This is a genomic window from Azospirillum sp. CT11-132, assembly GCF_047302835.1.
Lineage (GTDB): Bacteria > Pseudomonadota > Alphaproteobacteria > Azospirillales > Azospirillaceae > Azospirillum.
In genome coordinates this window covers 259048-281197 of sequence record NZ_JBGLZA010000006.1, presented here as the reverse complement: position 1 = coordinate 281197, position 22150 = coordinate 259048, and the positions used below count along the sequence as shown (strand labels likewise).

The following is a 22150-nucleotide window of genomic DNA, read 5'->3' as shown; positions in this document are numbered from 1 at the left end:
TAACGCGGCTTTGCTTCAACAGTGACGTGGAAATGAGCATAATCCGGCGCGGGGGCAGAGGTGACGCCGGGCTATGGACACTATCGGTATATTCAACGGCGCTGCCGGCGGGATGCGGCCCCGGTTCGGCAGGACATTGTCGTCCCTGGCTGCATCGCTGGCGATCGGCCTTGGTCTTGGCCTGCCTGCGGCGATCCTGCCGGCGCAGGCGCAGCAGCCTGACGCCGCGGTCGTGGCCCGGGATGGAAAGGCCGCGGCGGATACCGGACCGGTCCAACTGACGATCCTCTACACCCAGGGCACCACCGATCTGGACGAGACGGCCGGGCGCGGCGGCATGGCCCGGCTGGCCGGGACGATCCGCCAGGAACGGGCCGCCCATCCCAATCTGCTGGTCCTGCATGGCGGCCAGACTCTGGCGCCATCGGTGCTCGCCTTCTACGACCAGGGCGCGCACATCATCGACCTGCTGAACGGCATGACCGTCGACGCGATGGCCGCGCTGAACCGTGAATTCCACCATGGCGACGACCGGTTGAGCGCCCGCGCCTTCGAGGCCGGCTTTCCCATCGTCACCACCAACACGGTGGACCGCGCCACCGGCCGCACGCCGGACGGGCTGGAGGACGCGGTGGTGCTGAGCGCCGGCCCCTTGCGCATCGGCGTGATGGCGGCGACGCCGGTGCTGACGCGGGAGACCACCCGCGCCCAGCGGACGGAGTTCCGCGACCCGGTTCCGGCGCTGACGGCCAAGGCCGCGGCTTTGAGGGCCGACGGCGTCGATCTGGTGGTGGCGATGACCGGCTATGCCGGCGACACCCACCGCAGCGTGCTGGCCGCCCGCCCCGCCGACATCGTGCTGTACCAGGACCGCAACCACCCCTTCGCCGTCGATTACGACGGGCGTTTCCTGTCCGCCACCGTCGGGCCGCAGGCTGCTTGGGTGCTGGCTTTGGATTTGACGGTGGAACGCAGGACCGGGCCGGACGGCAAGCCGCAAGTGAGCTGGACCCCGGCGCCCCGCCTGATCGACAGCGCGACGGTGCCGCCCGATCCCGCCACGCTGATCCAGGCCAAGGCTTATGCGGCGCGGCTCGACACAATGCTGCGGATGGAGGTGGGACATCTCACCGCTCCGCTCGACACCCGCAAGGAGGCGCTGCGGACGGGCGAGAACGCCTTCGCCAACGCGGTGGTCGACACCCTGCGCAAGACGCTGGACGCCGATGTGGCGCTGATGAACGGCGGCGGCATCCGCGGCGATCGCCAATATCCGGCCGATGCCCTGCTGACCCGGCGCGACATTTACACGATCCTTCCCTTTCACGATGTCGGCGTCGTGCTGGACGTCACCGGGCAGCAGCTTTGGGAGGCGGTGGAAAGCGGCGTTTCGGCGGTGGAGCAGCTGCAGGGCCGCTTTCCCCACCTGTCCAACGCCCGCGCGGAGATCGACCTGACCCGCCCGCCCGGCCAGCGGCTGCGCAGCCTGTCGGTCGGCGGCAAGCCGGTCGGCCGGTCCACCCGCTACCGGCTCGCGACCAGCAGCTTCCTGGCGGCGGGCGGCGACGGGTACGGCGTGCTGGCGGGCGTGCCGAGGCTGGTCGAAGACCGCAACACCGAGTTCATCTCCACCCAGATGATCGACCACATCGCCCGCAGCGGCGAGTTCGTGCCCCGGCTGGACGGCCGCATGACGGTGAGGCGGTGATGGACGGCCAGTTTCCCTCCAGCCTGTCTTCCACCATCGCGCGGAGCACGCCGCGGGTCGCCACGCTGCCTGCGCCGGCGACGGACACGACGCCAAGTCCGCAGACGCCGCCGCCGAACCGGACGCGGCGTTTCGGCATCGCGGTGCGCATCACGCTGGGGCTGTCGGTGATGGCGCTGCTGGTGATGCTGATCGGCGGCGTGTCGATGTCGTCCTTCCGCCTGTTCCGGGCAGAAGTCACGGTCCTGTCGACCAACACGCTGCCGGAGGTCATCACCAGCGCCGAACTGCACGGATCGCTGCAGAAGCTGGTGGCGCAGCTGCCGCAGCTCGCCGCCGCGAATTCGACGCCGCAGCGCCGATCCATCTACGACGGGTTGGTGACGGAGCTGGATTCGATGCAGCTTCTGGTCGCCCGCATGCGCGGCCTGATGAAGGAGGACGGCGGGGATGGGAAGGAGCGCGACGGCAATGTCCGCCTGCTGGAGCAGACCCGCTCCACCCTGCTGATCCTGGCCGCCACCGTCGCCGACCTGAACGCCGAGGTCACCCGCCAGATCGAGTATGGCGACCGTCAGGCCGAAGCGGCCCGCGCGCTGAGCCGGCTGGCGGCGGCGATCGAAAGCATGCCCGACACCGGCGCCTGGGCCGCGCGCATCGGTGCGCTGATGGCGCGGGCGGCGGGGGCGACGCAGCTCGACCATCTCAGCCGGCTGAAGGGGGAGGCGCGGTCGGCCGAACGGACGCTGGCCGAGCTGGCCCGCCTGACCGGCGGTGCCCCGGACGCCACCGGCCAGATGATGTCCACCGTGCAGGAGGAGCTGTTCTCGCTGCTGGTGGCGCCGGGCGGGCTGTTCGAGAGCGCCATCGACCGGCTGCAGGCGCGCAACCGCGCCCAGGCGCTGACCGGGCAGGCCCAGGTGCTGGTGGAGACGGTCGAACGGTCCACCCGCGCGCTCTACGACTCCATCCGCGACCAGTCGGCCGAGCGCACCGGTGCGCTGGCCGAGCTGATCGCCGAACGCACCCGCACGGTCATGATGCTGGCCGGCGCGTCGATCCTGCTGGCGGTCGGCGTCTATTTCATCTTCCGCCGCTTCCTGTCCTCGCGGCTGGTGGCGATGAACCGGGCGGTGCTGGCCCGGCTGTCGGGAAACCGGCAGACCGGCGGCGGAGCGGCCGGGACGGTTTCGGTCCCGGCCCCGGTCCCGGTCCCGGTGGACGGCGACGACGAGATCACCGACATCGGCGCCTCCATCCGCTATTTCATCGACGAGATCGACCGGCGCCAGCAGGCGCTGGCCGACAACGAGCGGCGATTCCGCGATCTGGTCGAGGGCTCGATCCAGGGCATCATCATCCATCGCGATTTCCACGCGCTCTACGCCAACGACAGCTTCGCCGCCATGCTCGGGCTGACGGTGGCGGAGGTGATGGCCCTGCCGTCGCTGCTGTCCGTCGTGGCGGTGGAGGCGCGGCAGTCGATGATCGACAATTACGACCAGCTGCTGGAGGGCGGGCAGTCCACGCCGCGCCGCCGGATCCGCGCCTGCCGGCCCGACGGCGCCGAACTGTGGGTGGAGCTGACCGGCCGCCGGGTCGACTGGCGGGACGGCCCGGCGATCCAGGCGGTGGTGGTCGACGTGACGCGGGAGGTCGAGGCCGAAAACGCCCTGCGCCAGTCGCGCGACGCCGCCGAACGGGCGCTCGGCGAACTGAAGGCGACGCAGGCCAGCCTGATCCAGGCGGAGAAGATGGCCTCGCTTGGCCAGCTGGTCGCCGGCGTGGCGCATGAGGTGAACACCCCCATCGGCATCACCATCACCGGCGCCTCGCAGTTGCAGGCGCTGATCGGCGAACTGTCTGACCGTCATACGGCGAATGCGCTGAAGAAGTCGGACTTCCAGCGCTTTCTCGGCGACGGGATGGAGATGGCCAACCTGATCCTGTCCAACAGCACCCGTGCGGCCAATCTGGTGCAGAGCTTCAAGATGGTCGCCGTCGACCAGTCCAGCGACGAGCGCCGCGCCTTCCTGCTGCGGGATTACATCGACGAGCTGCTGCGCAGCCTACATCCGACCTACAAGGCGCGGGCGGCGCTGACCATCGACATCGATTGCCCGGCGGATCTGGAACTGGACGGATTTCCGGGGGCGCTGTCGCAGATCCTGACCAACCTGATCATGAACGCGCTGGTTCATGCGCTGGATCCGGAGCAGCCCGGCCGCATCGCCATCGCCGCCCGCGTGATGGACGGCGACATGGTGGAACTGTCGATCGGCGACGATGGCGCCGGCATCGCGCCGGAGGTCCTGCCCAAGGTCTTCGACCCCTTCTTCACCACGCGGCGCGGGTCGGGCGGCAGCGGGCTGGGGCTGCATATCGTCTACAATCTGGTGACCGGCCGCCTGCACGGCACCATCGGGGTGGAGAGCCGCCCCGGCGAAGGCACCCGCTTCACCCTGCGTTTCCCCCGAGTCACGGCCGCCTGAGACGCGCTCAGCGCACCGGTCCGTCGAACCAGTGGCGGCCCTGGCGGTCCTCCACCTCGACCACCCAGACGTCGGGGTCGTAGCGGAGCTGACGGGCGATGTAGGCGTCGGCATCGACCTCCGGCACCGGATCGGTGCCGGTGCCGCGCGCCCAGAACAGCCGCTCGCCATCCGCCTCGCGGGTCTGGACCAGTACGGAGAAGGTGCGGTCGAGCCGGTTGATCTTCAGGATCACCGTGCCGCGGCTGGGATCGCCCTTGCGGACCACGGTCATCGCCACGCCCTGGGCGTCGGCTGCGCGGATATGGGCGGAAACCCAGAGATGCGTCGGAAGACGGTCGTCCATTGCCGTGACAGGCTCCTGATCGTGGGCTCTTGGTGATTTTCGATTCTCGCCCTGCCCGGCCGGCCGGTGTAGAGAAGAAGGTATGGCAACACTCCTGGACGCTCTGAACGCCGCCGTCAACCACCACATGGCCGGCCATGCCAAAGCGGCGGCCGACGCCTATCGCCACATCCTGACGGCGGAACCGGCGCAGCCGGACGCGCTGCACCTGTCGGGCGTGCTGCGGGCGCAGACGGGCGACGCGGCGGCGGCGGTGCGGTGGATCGACCGTGCCGTTCGGCTCCGCCCGACGGCGGCAGCCCCCTGGGGCCATCTGGGCGCGGCGCTGCGGGCGGCGGAGATGCCGGAGCGGGCAGAACCGGTGCTGCGGCGCGCCCTGGCGCTCGACCCGGGCGATGGCGACGCGCTGGAGGCGTTGGGCGCCTCGCTGCACGCGCTGGCGCGCTACCCCGAGGCGCGGCGCTGGCTGGACCGCGCGGCCCGGTTGCGGCCCGGCCATGCGGCGACCCTGCTGAATCTCGGAACCGTCCTGCGCGACCAGCGCCGCTTCGACGAGGCGGAGGCCTGCTTCGACGCCGTGCTGGCGCGGAGCCCCTCCAATGGCGACGCCCATCTGGCGCGCGCGGTGGGGCGGCTGGTCCGCGGCGACCTGCGCGCGGGTTGGGAGGGGTTCGAGCATCGCTGGCACCGCTTCGCCAGCCCGCCCTGGGCCGGCCAGCCGCCGGGCGGCGCCACCATCCTGCTGCACATGGACCAGGGATACGGCGACGCCATCCAGTTCGTGCGCTATGCCCCGCTGGTGGCGCGGATCGCGGCGCAGGGCGGCGGCCGGGTGGTCCTGGAAACGCATCTGCTGCTCTACCGCCTGTTCAACCGCTGCCTGGGATCGTCGATCCAGGTTCTGGTGCGTGGAGAGGACCCTCCGCCTCACGACCTCCATTGTCCGCTGATGAGCCTGCCGCGGGCCTTCGGCACCGAACTGGAGACCATCCCGGCCGGCGTGCCCTATCTCGCCCCCGATCCCGGCGACGTCGACCGCTGGCGCGGCCGGCTGGCCGGGGAGGACGGGGATGGGGCCGGCCTGCGGGTCGGGCTGGTCTGGGCCGGCAACCCGCAGCACCGCAACGACCGCAACCGCTCGATCCCGGTGGCTGCCTTGGCGCCGCTGCTGTCGGTGCCGGGGGTGCGGTTCGTCAGCCTGCAGACCGGCGACGCGGCAGCCGACCTAAACCGCCTGCCCGGCGTGGCGATCCCGAACGCGATGGAGCGGGTGCGCGATTTCGCCGATACCGCCGCGATCCTCGCCAACCTCGACCTGCTGGTGACGGTCGACACCGCCATCGCCCATCTGGCCGGGGCGATGGGCGTGCCGTGCTGGCTGATGCTTCCCCATGTGCCGGACTGGCGCTGGATGCTCGACCGCGCCGACAGCCCCTGGTACCCGTCGCTGCGGCTGTTCCGCCAGCCGCGCCCCGGTGACTGGACCACCACGCTCGGCACCGCCGCCGCCGTGCTGAAGGCGCAAGCCGCCCGCGCCGCCCGGCGCTTGGGTTAAGGCCGGCAACTTCGGCGGGAGCTTTCTGCCCGCCCGGCCTGCCGGCACTAGGCGAAACTTTCCTACCTGCCGGGAAATTCCGGCCCCGCCGTGTCGCTCTCGTAAAAAATCGGCCGATTACAATGGGTTGCCAACCGCATGGCAGTTGGCACTCCGCTTGCTAGATAGGGCGCAGAAGACCTTTGCCCTTTCTTTCGGAGACCCCGGCCATGAGCATCTTCGGTTCGATGACAACCGCCGTTCTCGGCCTGAATGCCCAGTCGAAGGCGCTCGGACATATCTCGGACAACATCGCGAACAGCTCGACCATCGGCTACAAGCGTGTCGATTCGGCGTTCGAGACGATGGTCCTGCAGTCCAGCCAGCGCCTGCACGAGCCGGGCGGGGTCACGGCGCAACCGGTCTTCATGAACAACATCCAGGGCAGCCTGACCCAGGTGCAGAGCCCGACCAACATCGCCATCCAGGGCCAGGGCTTCTTCAGCGTCACCAAGGTGGCGACCCAGGGGTCGAGCACGCTGGTGCAGACGCAGACGGGCACGGTCAACTCCTCGGCCGCCTTCTACACCCGCGCCGGCGACTTCGAACTGGACAAGAGCCGCTATCTGGTCAACAGCTCGGGCTATGCCCTGAACGGCTGGCTGGTCGATCCGGTGACGGGCGTCCTGCACAAGGACCAGGTGGCGCCGATCCAGGTCAACTCGCTGATCGACAAGCCGGTGGCGACCAACACCATCGACCTGGCCGCCAACCTGCCGGCGACGCCGAAGCCGGGCGAGAAGATTCCCGACAGCAGCATCCAGATCTTCGACAGCCAGGGCAACCCGCGCACCGTCAATTTCAAGTGGCGGCAGCAGGCGGACAGCAGTTGGCGGATGGTCCTGGACGCGCCGGGTTCCAACACCAAGCCGGTCGACGGCACCTTCTCCGGCAATCCGGCCACCGTGACCTTCGGCCAGAACATCGCCGGCCAGACCGCGGTCGCGCAGGTCAACGTCATCACCCTTGCCGGCAACAACACCAACGGCCAGGACAACCTGCGCATCGGCGACACCTATACGGTCAAGGTCAACGGCACCAACTACAGCCTGAAGATCACGGCGGACAACATCGGGTCGATCCGGACCTATTCGGGTCTGGCCGGCGCGCTGGCCAACCAGATCAACTCCGCCTCGCCGGCGGCGTCGGTGCTCGCCACCTCGTCGGGCCAGACGATCCGCGTCACCGCCCGCGAGCCCGGCACGCCGTTCAAGCTGAACACCGACGTGGTGTCCGGCACCAACACCACCAACACCATCGTCTCCCAGACCTCGACGGCGGCGACGGCGAGCGCCGGTGAAATCGACAAGTTCCAGTTCCCGCAGACGCAGGTCGAGGTCGGCGACTCCTTCACCATCAACGTGAACGGCACGCCGATCAGCTACACGGTGACCGCCGCCACCTATCAGAGCTATTCGACGGTGAGCGACGTCGTGTCCCAGCTGGCCGGCAAGATCAACCAGGCGCTGGGCTCCACCGTCACCGCCTCGTCGGCCGGCAACATCCTGTCGATCCAGGCCAATGCGGTGAACACCAACGTCACCTCCAGCGCGACGGTGACCAACTCCAGCGCGTCCGTGAACACGATGAGCTCGCTGCCGTCGGTCTCCAGCGTGGCCGGCGTGCGCCAGAGCCGCACGGTGACGCTGACCGGAACGCCGGGCGACATCGGCACGCAGTACACCCTCAGCATCAACGGCACGGCGGTGACCTACAGCACCACCGGCGAAGAGATGACGATGGAGGACATCACCGCGGCGCTGGCGAACAAGATCAACTCCAACACCTCGCTGCCGGTGACCGCCACCGCGCAGGGCGGCGTCATCACAGTGACCGCCAAGACCGCGGCCACGCCGGCCAACGCCAATACTCTGACTGCGAATACGACGACCGGCGATGTAACCATAACTGGTTCTAGTGTTGACGTCGGGGATGTCTATTCGGTGACTGCCAACGGTGTCACTCATACCCTGACGCTCGATAACGCGAACATTAGTACTTACAACACGCCCCAAAAAGTTCTTCAGTACTTTGCTACGCAGATTGGCGGCACGGCCAGCGTGACCGGCAATGTATTGTCCACCGGCGACGTTTCCGGCAATGCTGCGGCATCTGTGAGCGACGCGACCGCTTATCAGTTCACCCTGGACCAGAGTGCCGTCGCCGGTCAGACGCCGGCCCATATCGGCCTGACCTTCGGCAAGACGCCGGAGACGGTCGGCACGCTGACCAACATCTCCACCGCCCTGGTCGGCACCGGCACGGCGGTCAGCGCCGCCAACCAGTCGGCCGGCTCCGACGCCAACGTCACCTTCACGGTCGATTACGGCTTCGGCCCGCAGCAGATCTCGCTGAACCTCGGCAAGTACCAGAAGCCGGGCGGGCTGACCCAGTATGCCGGCGAGGAGATCAACGTCACCCAGCTGGTCCAGAACGGCGCGCCACGCGGGCAGTTCAAGGACGTGGTGTTCGGCGACAACGGCACCGTCATGGTCAATTACGACAACGGACGGTCGAAGATGATCGCCAAGGTTCCGATCATCACCTTCAACAACCCCAACGCCCTCCAGCGCGAGTCCGGCGGCGTGTTCGTCGAGAGCGAAGAGGCCGGCAAGCCGAACTTCAATGATCCGGAGACGAACGGCGCCGGTGCGGTGGTGGCGAACAGCGTGGAAAGCTCCAACGTCGATATCGCCGACGAGTTCACCAAGATGATCGTCACCCAGCGGAGCTATTCCGCCAACGCGAAGATCGTCACCACGTCCGACGAAATGCTTCAGGAAGTGCTGGGGCTGAAGCGCTAAGCGCGGCCCTGACCTTCTGATTACCTGATCGCCAGTTCCCTGATCGTCTGAATGGGGGGCGGCGGCCATCCCGGCACCGCCCCGACCATCCCGATCCGTGAAAGGTCTCCTGCCATGTCCCTCTTCGCAGCCTTGAACAGTGCCACGGCCGGGCTGCGCACGGTCCAGACCAACGTCAAGCTGGTTTCGGACAACATCGCGCAGGCCAACGACCCGACCCGCACCCGCCACACCGCCCAGCAGTCGGTGGACGCCAGCGGTCAGGTCATCAGCACGACCTATCGCCGGGAAGTCGACAAGGCGCTGATGGCGCAGGTGATGGATCTGACCTCGCGCGACGGCGGATCGCAGGTGACCTCGACCTACATGCAGCAGCTGGGCGACCTGATGCGGACCACCAACGGGACGCCGCTGCTGAACGAGTATTCGGACAAGTTCCAGGCCGCGATCAAGACGCTGTCGACCTCGCCGGAAGACGAGACGGCGCAGTACCAGCTGGTCCAGGCGGCCGAAAGCTTCTCGCGCGAGATCCGCCGCGTGTCGGAAGGCGTGGAGCAGCTCGACCGCGACATGTCGACCGACATCACCAAGTCGGTCGACACAGTCAACGACCTGCTGAAGCAGATCAACTCGATCAACAACGACATGGTTTCGCTGCAGGGCCAGGGGTCCGCCGCCAACGCCGTCGCCGACAAGCGCGACGGGCTGGTGCGCGAGCTGAGCACCTACATGGGCATCCGCACTGTGGAGCGGCCGGACGGCCGGCTGGCGATCTTCACCCCGTCGGGGCTGGCGCTGGTCGATGCCCAGCCGGCAAATCTTTCCTATGACGGCGGCAACATCAACCTACAGGTCGGCAATCAGATCACCTCGATCAACAATCACCTGACCACCGGCAAGCTGGGTTCGCTGATCCAGATGCGCAAGGACGGCTCGACCACCGAGCCGCCGACGCCGGCCAGCGGCGACCCGGCGACCGAGGTCATCCGCAAGCTGCGCTCGCAGCTGGACGAGTTCGCCAAGGCCTTCACCGGCCCGACCAAGGCGGGCGAGCCCACCAGCTTCGCCGACGCCTACAACGATGCCAGCCCGGCCGCCGACGGCGAACAGGCCAGCCAGTTCTTCACCGGCACCGACCGCTTCACCATCGCGATCAACCCCAAGCTCCTGGACAACACCAGCAAAATCAAGCAGTCCGCCATCGACGGCATGGTCCAGGCAGTCAATTCCGCCGGCCGCAGCTTCAATGCCGACGGGCTGCAGATGAAGGACACCACCTACAGCGCCATCGGCAGCGCCATCACCGGAACCTGGATGGCCGCGGCCAAGACGGCCAACACCGCCGCTGATTCAAACAAGGCCTCCATGCAGCTCCTCAGCGAGCGCTACCAGTCGCAGACGGGCGTGAACATCGACGAGGAAATCGCCCAGCTGCAGCAGCTCCAGACCTCCTACCAGGCTTCGGCACGGGTCATGCAAGTGGCCAATGCAATGTTCGATGCGCTGGAGGCGGTGGTCCGATGAGCTCGATAACGGGAGTCAGCAGCTACTCGAAATATCTGAGCCTTGTCCGGAACCTGTCCGGGGGCCAGAACGACATCAACCGACTGTCCGAACAGCTGACCACGGGCAAGAAGTCGGTCGATCTCAACGCCTACGGCCCGGAGGTGCAGAAGCTTCTGGACCTGCGGTCGGAGATGGCGAAGAAGGACAACTACGTCCAGAACATCAACATGGCGGCGCCGCGCGTACAGGCGACCGACAAGGTGCTGACCTCGCTGGAATCGATCGTGTCGAGCTGGACCTCCAGCACCACGATGCCGTTCGAGCCGGGTCCGTCCAGCGTCGCCACGCCGATCAACACCAATCCCGACGGGATGAAGCTGTCGGTCGACGCCGCCAAGTCGAAGCTGACGGTCGGCGCCAAATACACCGTCACCGCGGTTCCGTCGCAGCAGGGCCCCAACGGCACTTTCGACGTGACCGTGACCGACGGGCTGGGCGGCAAGACCACCCGCGCCATCAACCTGGGCACCACCCCGCCCAACGACGGCAAGGGCTACAACTTCAACATCTCCGGCGGCCCCGGCGAGGGCGCGATCCTGAACCTCAGCTTCGACACGCTGAAGGCGTCGGCGAGCAGCAGCTTCTCCGTCACCTTCCCGCAGGCCGATCAGGTGAAGGACCGCGCCGAGGGCGCCATGCGCGACATCCAGGCGCTGATGAACCAGCGCTTCGGCGACCGCTACCTGTTCTCCGGCTCGCGGTTCGGGACGGAACCGGTCACCGACCTGATGGCGACGAAGCAAACCAGCAAGATCACGCTGAACGGCGCCGTGGTGAACGCCGACGATTATTTCGAGGTGACGGTTTCCGGCAAAACCTTCGGCTATCAGATCCAGGGGACCGATCCGAAGACGCTGACCTTCGTCGCCCAGACCCTGACCAACCAGATCAACGCCGCCAACCCGCCGCTGCCGATGACGGTGTCGACTTCCAACGGCATCATCACGCTGGTCGGCCAGGATCCGGGGCAGAAGTTCGACCTGTCGGCCCGCGTCATCAATTCCGCAACGGTGGAGAACACCGTCACCGCGCCGACCACCAGCCAGGCGCCGACGACCGCGCTGCCGCAGATCGACAGCTTCACCCTGAACGGCGCGGCGGTGGACATCGGCGATACCTTCGAGTTCACGGTGGCGGTCGGCGATCCCGACGATCCGTACAACCAGAACTACTACACCAAGAACCCCAACGAGCCGCGGGACCTGCCGCCCTACCAGACCTACACGGTGCGCTACACGGTCAGCGACACCGACTATGCCGCCGGCGTCAACAATGTCAGCCAGGTGGCCGACAAGCTGCGCCAGAATTTCGCCAACCTGAATCCGGCCCCGCCGGTCACCATCAATGCGGTCGGCAACGGCCCGGGCATCGCCCTGACCAGCACGGCCAACGCCGATCCCAACCATCCCGGCCGCAGTTCGCTGTTCTCGACCAGCGCCAAGGTGACGAACGGGTCGCTGCAGAACACCATCTCGGTCGGCACCCTGCCGCCGGAGCAGGACAGCCTGATCGACGTCCCCTATGCCGAGCCGCCCGACCTGCCCTTCTACGATGCCGAATATCTGACCAAGGGCAAGAATGCCGAGGCGTACCGCAAGTCGCAGGTGACCATCGACGACAACCTGAACCTGACCTACGGGGTCAGCGCCGACGACAAGGCGTTCCAGACCCTGGTGAAGGCGATGCAGTTGGTGCGGACGGCGGCGGCCAATCCCGGCAAATGGACGGAGTACAGCACCCAGGCGCGCGAGATGCTGACCCAGGCGACCGACCAGATCCGCTCGATCCACGCCAAGGTCGCGTCCGACGCCGCCACGCTGGAAACCACCAAGAACGCCCACACGGACTCGATCGCCACGGTGACCGACCGCATCGCCAAGATCGAAGGCATCGACCAGACCGAGGTCGCGGCCCGGCTGAGCAGCGCGATGAACGTCCAGCAGGCGACCTATACCGTCGCCGGCCAGACGCAGAAGCTGTCGCTGCTGAACTATTTGGCCTGACGGGGGCTGGCCTGAAAAGAAAAGGGGGCGGCCGGACCGGCCACCCCCCTGTTTCCCGTCAGAACCGGAACGCCGTCACTTGGCGCGGCCGGCCGACTGCATGAAGTTGTCGTAGGGCAGCTCCGCCACGCGGAACCACAGCTGCACCTCGTCCAGGAAGGGCTTCCAGCTGTCGTAGACGGCCTTGAAGTCCGGATTGGTCTTCGCGATGTCGTCGTACAGCTCGTAGGCGATCTTGTGGGCGGCCTCCATCAGGTCGCGCGGATAGGGGCGCAGCAGGGCGCCCTTGGCGACCAGACGCTTCAGCGCCTTGGCGTTCTCCGCGTCGTAGCGGGCGGTCATCGCGCTGTTCGCCTCGGCGCAGGCGGCGGTCAGGATCGCCTGATAGGATTTGGGCAGCGCATCCCATTCCTTCTGGTTGATGTAGAGCGAGACCTGCGGCCCGCCTTCCCACCAGCCCGGGTAGTAGTAGTATTTGGCGACCTGGACGAAGCCCAGCTTTTCGTCGTCATAGGGACCGACGAACTCGACCGCGTCGATGGTACCCTTTTCCAGCGCCGGGTAGATGTCGCTGCCGGCGATCTGGGTCGGGGCGGCGCCCAGCTTGGCCATGATCTGGCCGGTGATGCCGGCGATGCGGATCTTCAGGCCGTTGAAGTCCGCCAGCGACTTGATCTCCTTGCGGTACCAGCCGCCCATCTGGGCGCCGGTGTTGCCCGCCGGGAATTGGACGATGCCGTGCTTGGCGAAGAAGGTGCGCATCACCTCCTGGCCGCCGCCATACTGGTACCAGGCATTCTGCTGCCGGGCATTGGGCCCGAAGGGAATCGCGGTGTCGAAGGCGAAGGTCGGGTCCTTGCCGACATAATAGTAGCCGCAAGTGTGGCCGCACTGGACAGTGCCGTTCTGCACGGCGTCCAGCACCTGCAGGCCGGGGACGATCTCACCGGCGGCATGGACGCGGATCTGGAACTTGCCGTCGGTCGCCTCCGACACGCGCTTGGCGATCATCTCGGACGTGCCGACGAGGATGTCGGTGCTCTTCGGGAAGCTCGAAGCCAGGCGCCACTGGATGGTCGGCTGGGTCTGCGCGATGGCCGGGGCCGCGAGGGTCGAGGCGGCAACGGTCGAAACGGCACCGACGCCGGCCTTGGTGAGAAACGCTCTTCTTTCCACTCCCGCTACTCCGCAAGATTATTGCTATTGCTGACGATTTCCCTGACCCGCGATGAATCAGGGAATTACAGCGACTTAGGCGAGAGTGTAACAAAGCATCCGATGCAGAGCCCTGCATCGCATAAATGTGCATGCCTGCCTTTCGAGGGGGGTCAGGAGGCGGTGCGCAGCCGTCCCAGGAAGACCGACAGCGGCGGCATCACCAACGTCCGGCCATCGGCGGTCAGTTCCGGCGGCAGGGCGCCCGGAACGCGCGGGACAGGCAGATCCTCCAGTTCGCCGCGACCGCGCAGAGCGAACTCGGCCGGCCGGTCGGCCATGTTGAAGACGGCAAGCAGGCGGTCCTCCCCTGACACCCGTTCGAAGGACAGCAGGTCGCCATGCTCCTCCACGGCGGTGACGGCGCCGGCGCGCAGCGCCTCCAGGTCGCGGCGCAGGGAGAGTGCCGCACGCCACACCGCCAGCGGGCTGCCGGCGGTCCGCTCCTGCCGGTCAACGGCGAGATCGAGATGGGCGTCGGGCACCGGCAGCCAGGGCTCGGCGGCGGAGAAGCCGGCGTGGGGCTCGGCGGCGCGCCAGGGCATGGGCGTGCGGCTGCCGTCGCGGCCCTGAAAGTCGGGCCAATAGGTGATGCCGAAGGGGTCGCGCAGCTGGTGCTGTTCCAGCACCGCGTTGGGCAGGGCCAGTTCCTCCCCTTGATAGAGGCAGACGGTGCCGGGCAGCGCTGCCGCCAGCATCGCCAGAAGGGCGTTGAACGACTGCGGATCGGCACCGGCGAGCAGCCAGCGGCTGGCGGCGCGCTCCACATCGTGGTTGGACAGGCTCCAGCAGATCGACTCCGGCCGCCCCGCGGCGCCCAACGCCTGGGCGAACCCCTTGGCGCTGAAGGGCTGTTTCGCCAGCGACAGGGTATAGGCGGCGTGCAGCCCCTGCGTCGTGCAGTAGGCGGCGATGCGTTGGCCGGCGCCGGGCTGGCTGGACAGCTCGCCCAGCAGGACGCGGCCGGGATAGCGCTCCACCGTCCCGCGCAGGCGGGACAGGATGCCGCCGATCGCCGGGTGCATCATGTCGTAGACATGCTGTTGCAGGGCGAAGGGCTTCAGCGGCGGCTCGGCCTCGCGCCAGATGGCGGCGGGATTGGAGCGCAGCTGCGGGTCGTGGGCAAAGAAATCGACGGCATCGATGCGGAAGCCGTCGACGCCGCGCTCCATCCAGAACTCCGCCGTCTCGCACAGCGCATCCATCACGGCCGGATGGTGCAGGTTCAGCGCCGGCTGGCTGGCCAGGAAATGGTGCAGGTAATACTGGCGCCGTCGCGGCTCCCAGGTCCAGGCGGCTCCACCGAACACCGACAGCCAGTTGTTGGGCGCGGTGCCGTCGGGCTTGGCGTCGGCCCAGACATACCAGTCGGACTTGTCGCCGTCCCGCGACCGCCGGCTGTCGACGAACCAGGGATGGGCGTTGGAGGTGTGGCCGCAGACCAGATCGACCAGCACCTTCAGCCCCAGCCCATGGGCGCGCTCGATCAGCCGGTCGAAGACGGCGAGATTGCCCATGCGCGGGTCCACTGCGCGATGGTCGGCGACGTCATAGCCGAAGTCGGTGCGCGGCGACGGGTAGAAGGGGCTGATCCACACCCCATCGACGCCCAGCGAGGCGACATGATCCAGCCCCTCGATCACGCCGTCGAGGTCGCCCCACCCGTCGCCGCCGTGGTCGCGGAAGCTCAGCGGATAGATCTGGTAGAGCGCCGCCCCGTTCAGCCAGGACGCATTGGGGGCCGACGGTTTGGACTGGGAGGATGTGTGGGGCAAGGCAGGAGGCTCCGCGCCGGAGGTCGCATAAGCGGTTCGCGGTGCCAGAGTCGCCTGTCGTGGCTAACGAAAGGTTACCGGCCGTTCGTGGTCACAAGACCCTGCCTTTCGCAGGGATCGGCCATCGGGACAGAAACTTCCGGACGGGTGTCCTGGGGCTTGGCCGCCGCGCTGCGCTGCGGCTATACCAGCGGCTCAGTTCGGGGAGTGGGGATGCGACGCGGCGGGACGGCGACCGAATCGGCGGCGACGGAGAAGGAGCGGCGGCTTGGCCGTTACCGGCTGCTCGACCTGATCGGTCGGGACGGCGATGCCCGGCTGCACCGCGCGCTGGACGGCAACGGTCAGACGGTGGAGCTGTGGACGGTGCCGCTGGCTCGCCTGTGCGCCGATGCCGCGGGGGTGGAGCGGTTCCGGCAGATGGCGACCGCCGCGGCCCGGCTGTCCCACCCGGCGATCCCCGCCATCCTGGCGTCCGGTGAACATGCCGGAACCGCCTTCGTCGCCACCCTGCCAGCGGAAGGCCGGACACTCGCCGCGCGGCTGGACGACGGTCCGTTGGCGTGGGACGAGGCGGTCGCGACGCTCGACCGCATTCTGGACGCGCTGAGTGCCGCACACCGGGCTGGTGTCGTGCATGGTGCGCTGACCGCCGACACCATCCGTCACAGCGGATCGGCGGCGGTGGTCGGCGGTTTCGGACGGGCTGCGCTGACCGCGGCTCGGGCGGACCACAAGGACGATCTGGAGGCCGCCGCCCGGCTGACGGAACGGATCCTGGCGGGGCATGAGGACCGGCCGGCAGTCGCGGCCTTGCTGGCGGCTCTGCGGGACGGCGGCACCTTCCCGGACGTTGCGTCCCTGCACATTGCGGTGAGCGGCCTGACTGGAGCGCCCCGCCCTCGGGCCGCCGCGCCTGTACGCTCCACCCGCTGGCCGTTGTGGGCCGGCGGAGCGGTTCTGGCGGGTGGCGTCGTGGCTGCCGTGACGATCCTGAATTGGCCATCGCCTCCCCATACCGTGGCCGAGAGTCCGGCCGCAGAATCGGCGGCGGTTGCCTTGCCCATGCCGCCCCCTGCTGCCACTCCCTCTGCGCCGCCCTCACCGCCGGCGGCGAGCAGGCAGCCGCCGGTCGCCGAGATCGCACAGGCGCTGCGCACCATCCCCTGCGCGCTGGTCACGGTGGAGAAGACCGGCGGCCGGCTGCTGGTTTCCGGAACGGTGGCGGGGGAGCGGGCGGAGACGGAGGTGCGCGAGACGGTCGAGGCGCTTGCCGCCGGCTGGGACCATGGCTTCGACCTCGCCAATGCGGAAGCGCAATTCTGCGCGCCGCTGGGCAGCGTCGCCACGGCGCTGGACGCCAATCGCGGGCTGGCGGAACCGTTGGCGGCGAGCGTGCTGGAGGGGCCGGATCTCAGTGCCGGCGAACCGCTGGTTCTGGAAATCCGGGCGCCCGCCCGTCCGGTGCAGTTGCAGGTCGATTACTTCACCATCGACGGCAGCGTCGTCCACCTGCTGCCCAACCCGTCGGACAGCGGAGCGGCACTGGCCGCCGGTGCGTCGCGCCGGCTTGGAGAAAAGGCCGAAGACGACAAGCCGCAGAGCGGCCGCTACTGGACCATCGGCCCGCCCTTCGGCACCGAGATGCTGCTGACCATCGCCACGGCGGCGCCTCTGTTTCCGACCCCGCGGCCGGAACAGGAGCCGGCGGCCGACTATCTGGCCGCCTTGGCCGACGCGCTGGCGACCTTGCCGGACGACGCCCCTGCCCCGCTGGCGGATGCGCAATTCATCTCCACCGGCCCCTAACGAACGGCCTCACGCCGTCGCGGCGAAGCGTCCGACCACGACGGTGACGTTGTCCTGCCCGCCGGCCGCATTGGCCGCCTCGACCAGTGCGGCGGCGGCGCGGGCCGGGTCCGGCTCCTCCCGCAGGATGCGGGCGATGAGCCCATCCGGCAGCATGCCGTTCAGCCCGTCGGAACAGAGCATGATGGTGTCCTCGGGCATCAGCGAATGCACGCCGACCTCCGGCTCCACATCCTCCGCGGTGCCGAGCGCCCGGACGATGATGTTCCGCTGCGGCGCGGTCCCCCGCCCGCCGTTGTCGAGCCAGATCTGGTAAAGGCTGTGGTCGCGGGTCAGGGTGCGCAACTCGCCGTCGCGCAGGCGATAGACCCGGCTGTCCCCGGCATGGAACACGACCATCTGCGCCGTGCCGGGAACACGCCAGACGCCGGCCACGGTGGTGCCCATGCCGCGCCCCTGCGCGAATCCGCGGGATGTGTTCAAATCGAAGATCGACCGGTTGGCCTGCTGCACCGCCGACCGTGCGACCGACAGGGCCAGGCGCACCGCCGGTTCGGCTCCCGCCGGGTCGGTCAGGGTGCGGTCGGCATCGTCGTGGTCCGCCACGGAAATCCCGTCCACCAGCGTGATCGGTTCGACTTGCGCATGACCCTGCAGAAGACCGCAGATCACCTCGACCGCCTTGCTGCTGGCGATGTCGCCGCCGGCATGGCCGCCCATTCCGTCGCAGACGACCGCGAATTCACCGTCGCTGCTGGCCCGGAAACTGTCCTCGTTGCGGGACCGGGTGCGCCCGACGTCGGTCAGGCCGGCGACGGTCAGGACATAGGCTGAGTTCGGCATTCAGGCGGCGGCTCCCGTCTCGCGACTGTCTGGCCCCACGAATGCTGGGACCGGATTTTCGGGCCGGCTCCATCGGGACCGGAAGCACCGGGAGGCCCGGCAATACGGGAAGGGAGCGGCGGCGGTTTGTCCGATAATGGCGCAAGCACCCCGAAAGATACAGCGGCGATTATACCCGCCGATTGTCCCGGCCCGCCGATTGCCTCTGCCGATGATCGCACGGCGCAACCGCGCGGGCATCACCCGGCTGGCCTTGGAAAATTGATGTGGTAGACTTCGCCCATTCCCAGCGGACGAAGGATGGACCGTCATGGCCGCCAGCATCGGAATCGCGCTCAGCGGCCTGACCGCCCAGACGCGGCGGCTGGACGCCTCGGCCTCCAACGTCGCCAATGTCCGCTCCACCGGGGCGGTTCCCGTGACCGGCGGCACGACCGATGGGGCGGCAGAGGGCAAGCGCGCGCCCTACCAGCCGCTGGCGGTCGCCCAGACCGATGCCAATCCCGGGACGCGCGCGACCTTCACGCCGATCACGCCGGCCTATCTGCAGGAATATGCGCCGGACGACAGTGCGGCCAACGGCGACGGAATGGTGGCGGCGCCCAACGTCGATCTGGCGGCCGAGCGCGTCAACCAGATGGCCGCCAGCCGCGCCTATGGCGCCAACGTTGCGGTCGCCCGCACACAGGATGAAATGCTGACGTCTCTGCTCGACTCGAAAGTCTGAGCGGCCGGGGGTGCTTGCGGACGGGTTCAGACTGTGATGTTCAGATCAGACTGTGATGTTCAGATTCTGGCCGCGTGTCGGCGTGACGTTGCCGCCGCCGGAGCCACCCTCCGGCTGGACCAGCGCGGCGACGGTCGCCTGCTGCTGATCGGCGTTCTGGCTCAGCGCCTTCACGCCGAAATTCATCTGGTTCTGCGCCTGCTTCAGAGCGATCGCCGCGCCTGCGGTCGACGACGTGACGTCCATGCCCATCCCAGCCCCCGGAAATAGCGCCCCGCGAAGAGAGCGTCCTCAGATGACCACATTCACCCGCGAGGCAGATCCGCCGGCGGAACCGGTGGTGGTCGAGGATGATTGTGCCACGGAGGACGACGTGGCGGAAGGCACAAGCGCAACCGGGGCGGCGGTTGGGGCGGAAAGGGCGGAGGTCGAAATCCCCGTTCCGGCAGAGAATCCGGTGCCGGCGGCCGGCGAAGCGCCGGAACCGCCGCGACCATAGGCCGCAGACTGGCTGCCAGCTTGCCCGCTTGCCTGCCCACTCCCGTTCCCATCCCCGCCCACCGTCAGCTTCAGAAGCGACGCGCGTTCCGCGTTCTTTTCCTTCTGCTGGGCTTCCTTGTACTGCTTCAGCGCCGCTTCGGTCGGGATCTGCGACACCGTTTTCCCATTGGCCGGGTCGCGGTACAGCATCACCAGCCGCGAGGCGTCGGTGTCGAAGCTGAAGGCGATGGTCGGGAATCGATTGACCAGCGGATCGGCGCCGCCGGCATCCGGCTGGGGATCGGCAGGCGCGGATGCGGTCGGAGTCCGGGTGCCGGCCCCTGTTTCTACGGCATCGCTGCCGCGGGGCGTCATGAAGGCGAACGGCCGCGAGACCGTCGATGTGGCTGCCGCCACGTTCATGACCGGCTTATCCGAATTGGTGAGAGTTGAACATTAAATTACCGTAACCCCGGCAACGCGTAAAGGCTTTCTTTACTCTTATTTGGGTTGGCACATCTAACCCATTCGGCGAAATGTGGTTTCGCGATACGGGCATACTCATGGCGAAAATCCAGATTTCCGCGCGGGCGGGCTTGCAGCGACGGCACCGGCCGTCCTAAAGCGTTGAGTCATGGCCACGATCCTCGAAGCCTTGACGCTGGCGCTCGACCTTCATCTTGCCGGCCGCTTCGGCGAGGCGCAGGAGCTCTACACCCGCATCCTCGATGCCGAGCCGGAACAGCCGGACGCCCTGCATTACCTCGGCGTCCTGGCCGGCCAGATCGGCCGCGGCGAGTTCGGCCTGACGCTGATCGACAAGGCGCTGGCCCTGCGGCCGGAGGCGGCGGACATCCACGCCAACCGCGCCAACCTGCTGCGCGGCCTGGATCGCCTGGACGAGGCGGAGTTGGGCTATCGCCGCGCATTGGCCCTGCGCCCCGATTTCGCCGAGGCCTGGACCGACCGCGCCTTCGCCCGCCATGGCCGCGGCGATGCGGCAGCCGTCGATACCGCCGCCGGGTTGCTGGAGCGTGCCTTGCGGATCGAACCGGCACTGGAGCCGGCGCGGGAAAAACTGGTCGACCTGCTGCACGCGCGCGGGCGGCTGCGGCTGGAATCGGGGCAGGTGACGCCGGCCCTGGCCGACCTGATCCGGGCCGCCGCACTAGACCCGCGGGATGTCGACATCGCCTTCCTGCTGGGCAACGCCCTGTTCGCCGCCGGGCTGCGCGCGGATTCGGTGATCGCCTTCCGCAACGCTCTGGCGCTGGTGCCGGATTTCCTGTCGGCCGCGCTCAACCTCGGCATCGCGCTTGCCGCCACCAACCGGGCGGAGGCGGCCCTGGCCCCGCTGCGCCACGCCGTGTGCATCGACCCGGCCCATCCCGCGCCGCGCGACACGCTGGCCCTGGCCTTGCGGGTGCTGGGCCGTGGCGAAGAGGCCGATGCGCTGGCCCAGCCGCCGCCGGCCCCATCCCAACCGACAGCGGCGCCGAAACCGCCGTCCGCCCGCCGGCCGCGCCGGCCCCGCTAAGCGGCGGGCCGTTCCGCCAGCACCACCAGCCCCATCACCGGCTCGCCGCTTTCGTAGCGCAGCCGGTCATGGTCGCAGCGCAGGATCGCGAGCCCGGCCCCCGCCACCGCCGCCCGGATATAAGCCTCGGCATGGGCATAGCGGCCGTGGGTGGCGACACGGTGGGGCCGTCCGTCGGCCGGCTCCAGCTCCTCCACCGTGAAGGCCAGCCGGCCACCGGGGCGAAGCGCCGCGCGGGCAGCAGCGAACGCCTCGTCGAGGACGCCGAAGTAACAGAAGACGTCGGCGGCGATGACGAGGTCGAAGGCGCCCGGCTGCTCGGCAAGGAAGCCGACCAGTTCGGCCGCCTTCAGTTCGTCATACAGGCCGCGGGCGCGGGCGCGGTCCAGCATGCCGTCCGACAGGTCGACGCCGACCAGCCGGCGGGCATAGGGCCGGAGCGAGGCGGCGCACAGCCCGGTGCCGCAACCGGCGTCGAGCACGTCCAGGCCGCTGCACCGCTCCTCCTCCGCCAGCAGGCCGGCGAGCAGCGACGGCGCGCGGTAATCCAGCTCCGCCAGCTTGCGGTCGAACTCCTCGGCGAACAGGTCGAAGGTCTGGCGCACATAGTCGTCGGGCGCACGCGCATCGGCCTCCTCCCCGGCGATGGCGGCGCCGATGTGGCGGGCCAGCGGGTTGGCGGGATGGTCGCGCCGCCACAACCGGGCCAGCGCCGCCGCTTCCTCCACCCCGCCCTGCTCGTGCAGCAGATAGAGCACCGCACCGAGATTGTCGTGGGCGTCGGCCCAGTCCGGCCGCAGGGCCAGCGCCCGCCGGTAGCCCATTGCCGCCTCGCCGAAGCGGCCGAGGTCGCGCAGCAGGTTCCCGCGGTTGTTCCAGGCCTCCGCATGATCCGGCCGCAGCGCCAGGGACTGGCGGAACGCATCGTCGGCCTCGCCATGCCGCTCCGCCTGCCGCAGGACGGAGCCGAGGTTGTAGTGTGCCATCCCCTCATGCAGTCCATGGGTGACGGCGGCGCGGTAGGCGGCGGCGGCCTCCTGCAGGCGGCCGAGAGCGCGCAGGGCGTTGCCGTGGTTGTTGTGGGTCCCCGCCAGGGTCGGATCGGCCTCCAGCGCCCGCGCATAGAGCGGCTCCGCCCCCGCCGCGTTGCCGGCCGCTGCCAGCGCGTCCGCCTGCCGGCTGAGCCTGACCGCCGGCGGCAAGGCGGCTCCCCGCAGTCCACCGCGCAAGGACAAGCGTGACCCTGCCATC

General features: G+C 68.6%; 16 protein-coding genes. 9 read left to right on the top strand and 7 right to left on the bottom strand.

Annotation, left to right across the window (positions count from 1 at the left end; translation table 11 throughout):
- The first annotated feature begins 136 nt into the window (after positions 1–136).
- Together ACCD06_RS25150 and ACCD06_RS25145 are read left to right on the top strand one after the other, a co-directional pair.
- Complete coding sequence (locus tag ACCD06_RS25150; protein WP_413344322.1) at positions 137–1708, top strand: bifunctional metallophosphatase/5'-nucleotidase; 1572 nt, start codon at positions 137–139, stop codon at positions 1706–1708.
- Positions 1708–4200 carry a sensor histidine kinase gene (locus tag ACCD06_RS25145; RefSeq protein ID WP_413344320.1) on the top strand — a complete coding sequence of 831 codons (2493 nt, stop codon included), beginning with the start codon at positions 1708–1710 and terminating at the stop codon, positions 4198–4200. The genes ACCD06_RS25150 and ACCD06_RS25145 overlap by 1 nt, the downstream gene beginning before the upstream one ends.
- A gap of 7 nt (positions 4201–4207) precedes the next feature.
- Here ACCD06_RS25145 and ACCD06_RS25140 read toward each other — a convergent pair whose 3' ends face one another.
- Positions 4208–4546, bottom strand: coding sequence for a DUF1491 family protein (locus ACCD06_RS25140; RefSeq protein WP_413344318.1), 339 nt, complete (start codon positions 4544–4546; stop codon positions 4208–4210).
- A gap of 82 nt (positions 4547–4628) precedes the next feature.
- On the opposite strand from ACCD06_RS25140, the gene ACCD06_RS25135 reads away from it, so the two are divergent.
- The 4 genes from ACCD06_RS25135 to ACCD06_RS25120 all read left to right on the top strand — a co-directional run bounded on the left by ACCD06_RS25135 (position 4629) and on the right by ACCD06_RS25120 (position 12513).
- Positions 4629–6101: a tetratricopeptide repeat protein gene (locus ACCD06_RS25135; protein WP_413344316.1), complete on the top strand. Its 1473-nt coding sequence runs from the start codon at positions 4629–4631 to the stop codon at positions 6099–6101.
- 209 nt (positions 6102–6310) lie between these two features.
- Positions 6311–8944: a flagellar hook-basal body complex protein gene (locus tag ACCD06_RS25130; protein ID WP_413344314.1), complete on the top strand. Its 2634-nt coding sequence runs from the start codon at positions 6311–6313 to the stop codon at positions 8942–8944.
- A 114-nt stretch (positions 8945–9058) separates the two neighbouring features.
- Complete coding sequence (gene flgK, locus ACCD06_RS25125; protein ID WP_413344312.1) at positions 9059–10468, top strand: flagellar hook-associated protein FlgK; 1410 nt, start codon at positions 9059–9061, stop codon at positions 10466–10468.
- Positions 10465–12513 (top strand): flagellin, encoded by a 2049-nt coding sequence (locus ACCD06_RS25120; RefSeq protein ID WP_413344310.1) that lies wholly within the window; start codon positions 10465–10467, stop codon positions 12511–12513. Before flgK ends, ACCD06_RS25120 begins: the two co-directional genes overlap by 4 nt.
- Positions 12514–12588: 75 nt before the next feature.
- Here the strand turns inward: ACCD06_RS25120 and ACCD06_RS25115 are convergent, their stop codons facing one another.
- Together ACCD06_RS25115 and ACCD06_RS25110 are read right to left on the bottom strand one after the other, a co-directional pair.
- Positions 12589–13689 carry a TRAP transporter substrate-binding protein gene (locus tag ACCD06_RS25115; RefSeq protein ID WP_109156088.1) on the bottom strand — a complete coding sequence of 367 codons (1101 nt, stop codon included), beginning with the start codon at positions 13687–13689 and terminating at the stop codon, positions 12589–12591.
- Between the two features lie 152 nt (positions 13690–13841).
- A complete protein-coding gene (locus tag ACCD06_RS25110) occupies positions 13842–15503 on the bottom strand; it encodes an alpha-amylase family glycosyl hydrolase (RefSeq protein ID WP_413344308.1) in 1662 nt (553 codons plus the stop codon).
- A gap of 213 nt (positions 15504–15716) precedes the next feature.
- Here ACCD06_RS25110 and ACCD06_RS25105 point away from each other — a divergent pair, with 213 nt between their 5' ends.
- Complete coding sequence (locus ACCD06_RS25105) at positions 15717–17312, top strand: DUF4384 domain-containing protein (RefSeq protein WP_413344306.1); 1596 nt, start codon at positions 15717–15719, stop codon at positions 17310–17312.
- A gap of 9 nt (positions 17313–17321) precedes the next feature.
- Here ACCD06_RS25105 and ACCD06_RS25100 read toward each other — a convergent pair whose 3' ends face one another.
- Positions 17322–18155, bottom strand: a complete 834-nt coding sequence (locus tag ACCD06_RS25100; protein ID WP_109156083.1) for a PP2C family protein-serine/threonine phosphatase — start codon at positions 18153–18155, stop codon at positions 17322–17324.
- Between the two features lie 310 nt (positions 18156–18465).
- Here ACCD06_RS25100 and ACCD06_RS25095 point away from each other — a divergent pair, with 310 nt between their 5' ends.
- Positions 18466–18882: a flagellar basal body rod protein FlgC gene (locus ACCD06_RS25095; RefSeq protein WP_109156082.1), complete on the top strand. Its 417-nt coding sequence runs from the start codon at positions 18466–18468 to the stop codon at positions 18880–18882.
- 45 nt (positions 18883–18927) lie between these two features.
- On the opposite strand, the gene ACCD06_RS25090 is transcribed toward ACCD06_RS25095, so the two are convergent.
- Both ACCD06_RS25090 and ACCD06_RS25085 read right to left on the bottom strand, forming a co-directional pair.
- Positions 18928–19128 carry a putative motility protein gene (locus tag ACCD06_RS25090; protein ID WP_146205356.1) on the bottom strand — a complete coding sequence of 67 codons (201 nt, stop codon included), beginning with the start codon at positions 19126–19128 and terminating at the stop codon, positions 18928–18930.
- 45 nt (positions 19129–19173) lie between these two features.
- On the bottom strand, positions 19174–19785 hold the full coding sequence (locus ACCD06_RS25085) for a hypothetical protein (protein ID WP_413344303.1): 612 nt from the start codon (positions 19783–19785) through the stop codon (positions 19174–19176).
- 211 nt (positions 19786–19996) lie between these two features.
- Between ACCD06_RS25085 and ACCD06_RS25080 the strand changes: the two genes are divergently transcribed.
- Positions 19997–20899: a tetratricopeptide repeat protein gene (locus tag ACCD06_RS25080; RefSeq protein WP_413344302.1), complete on the top strand. Its 903-nt coding sequence runs from the start codon at positions 19997–19999 to the stop codon at positions 20897–20899.
- Here ACCD06_RS25080 and ACCD06_RS25075 read toward each other — a convergent pair.
- Positions 20896–22149, bottom strand: coding sequence for a methyltransferase (locus ACCD06_RS25075; RefSeq protein ID WP_413344300.1), 1254 nt, complete (start codon positions 22147–22149; stop codon positions 20896–20898). The two genes, ACCD06_RS25080 and ACCD06_RS25075, sit on opposite strands and share 4 nt — an antisense overlap.
- Between the last annotated feature and the right edge of the window lies 1 nt (position 22150).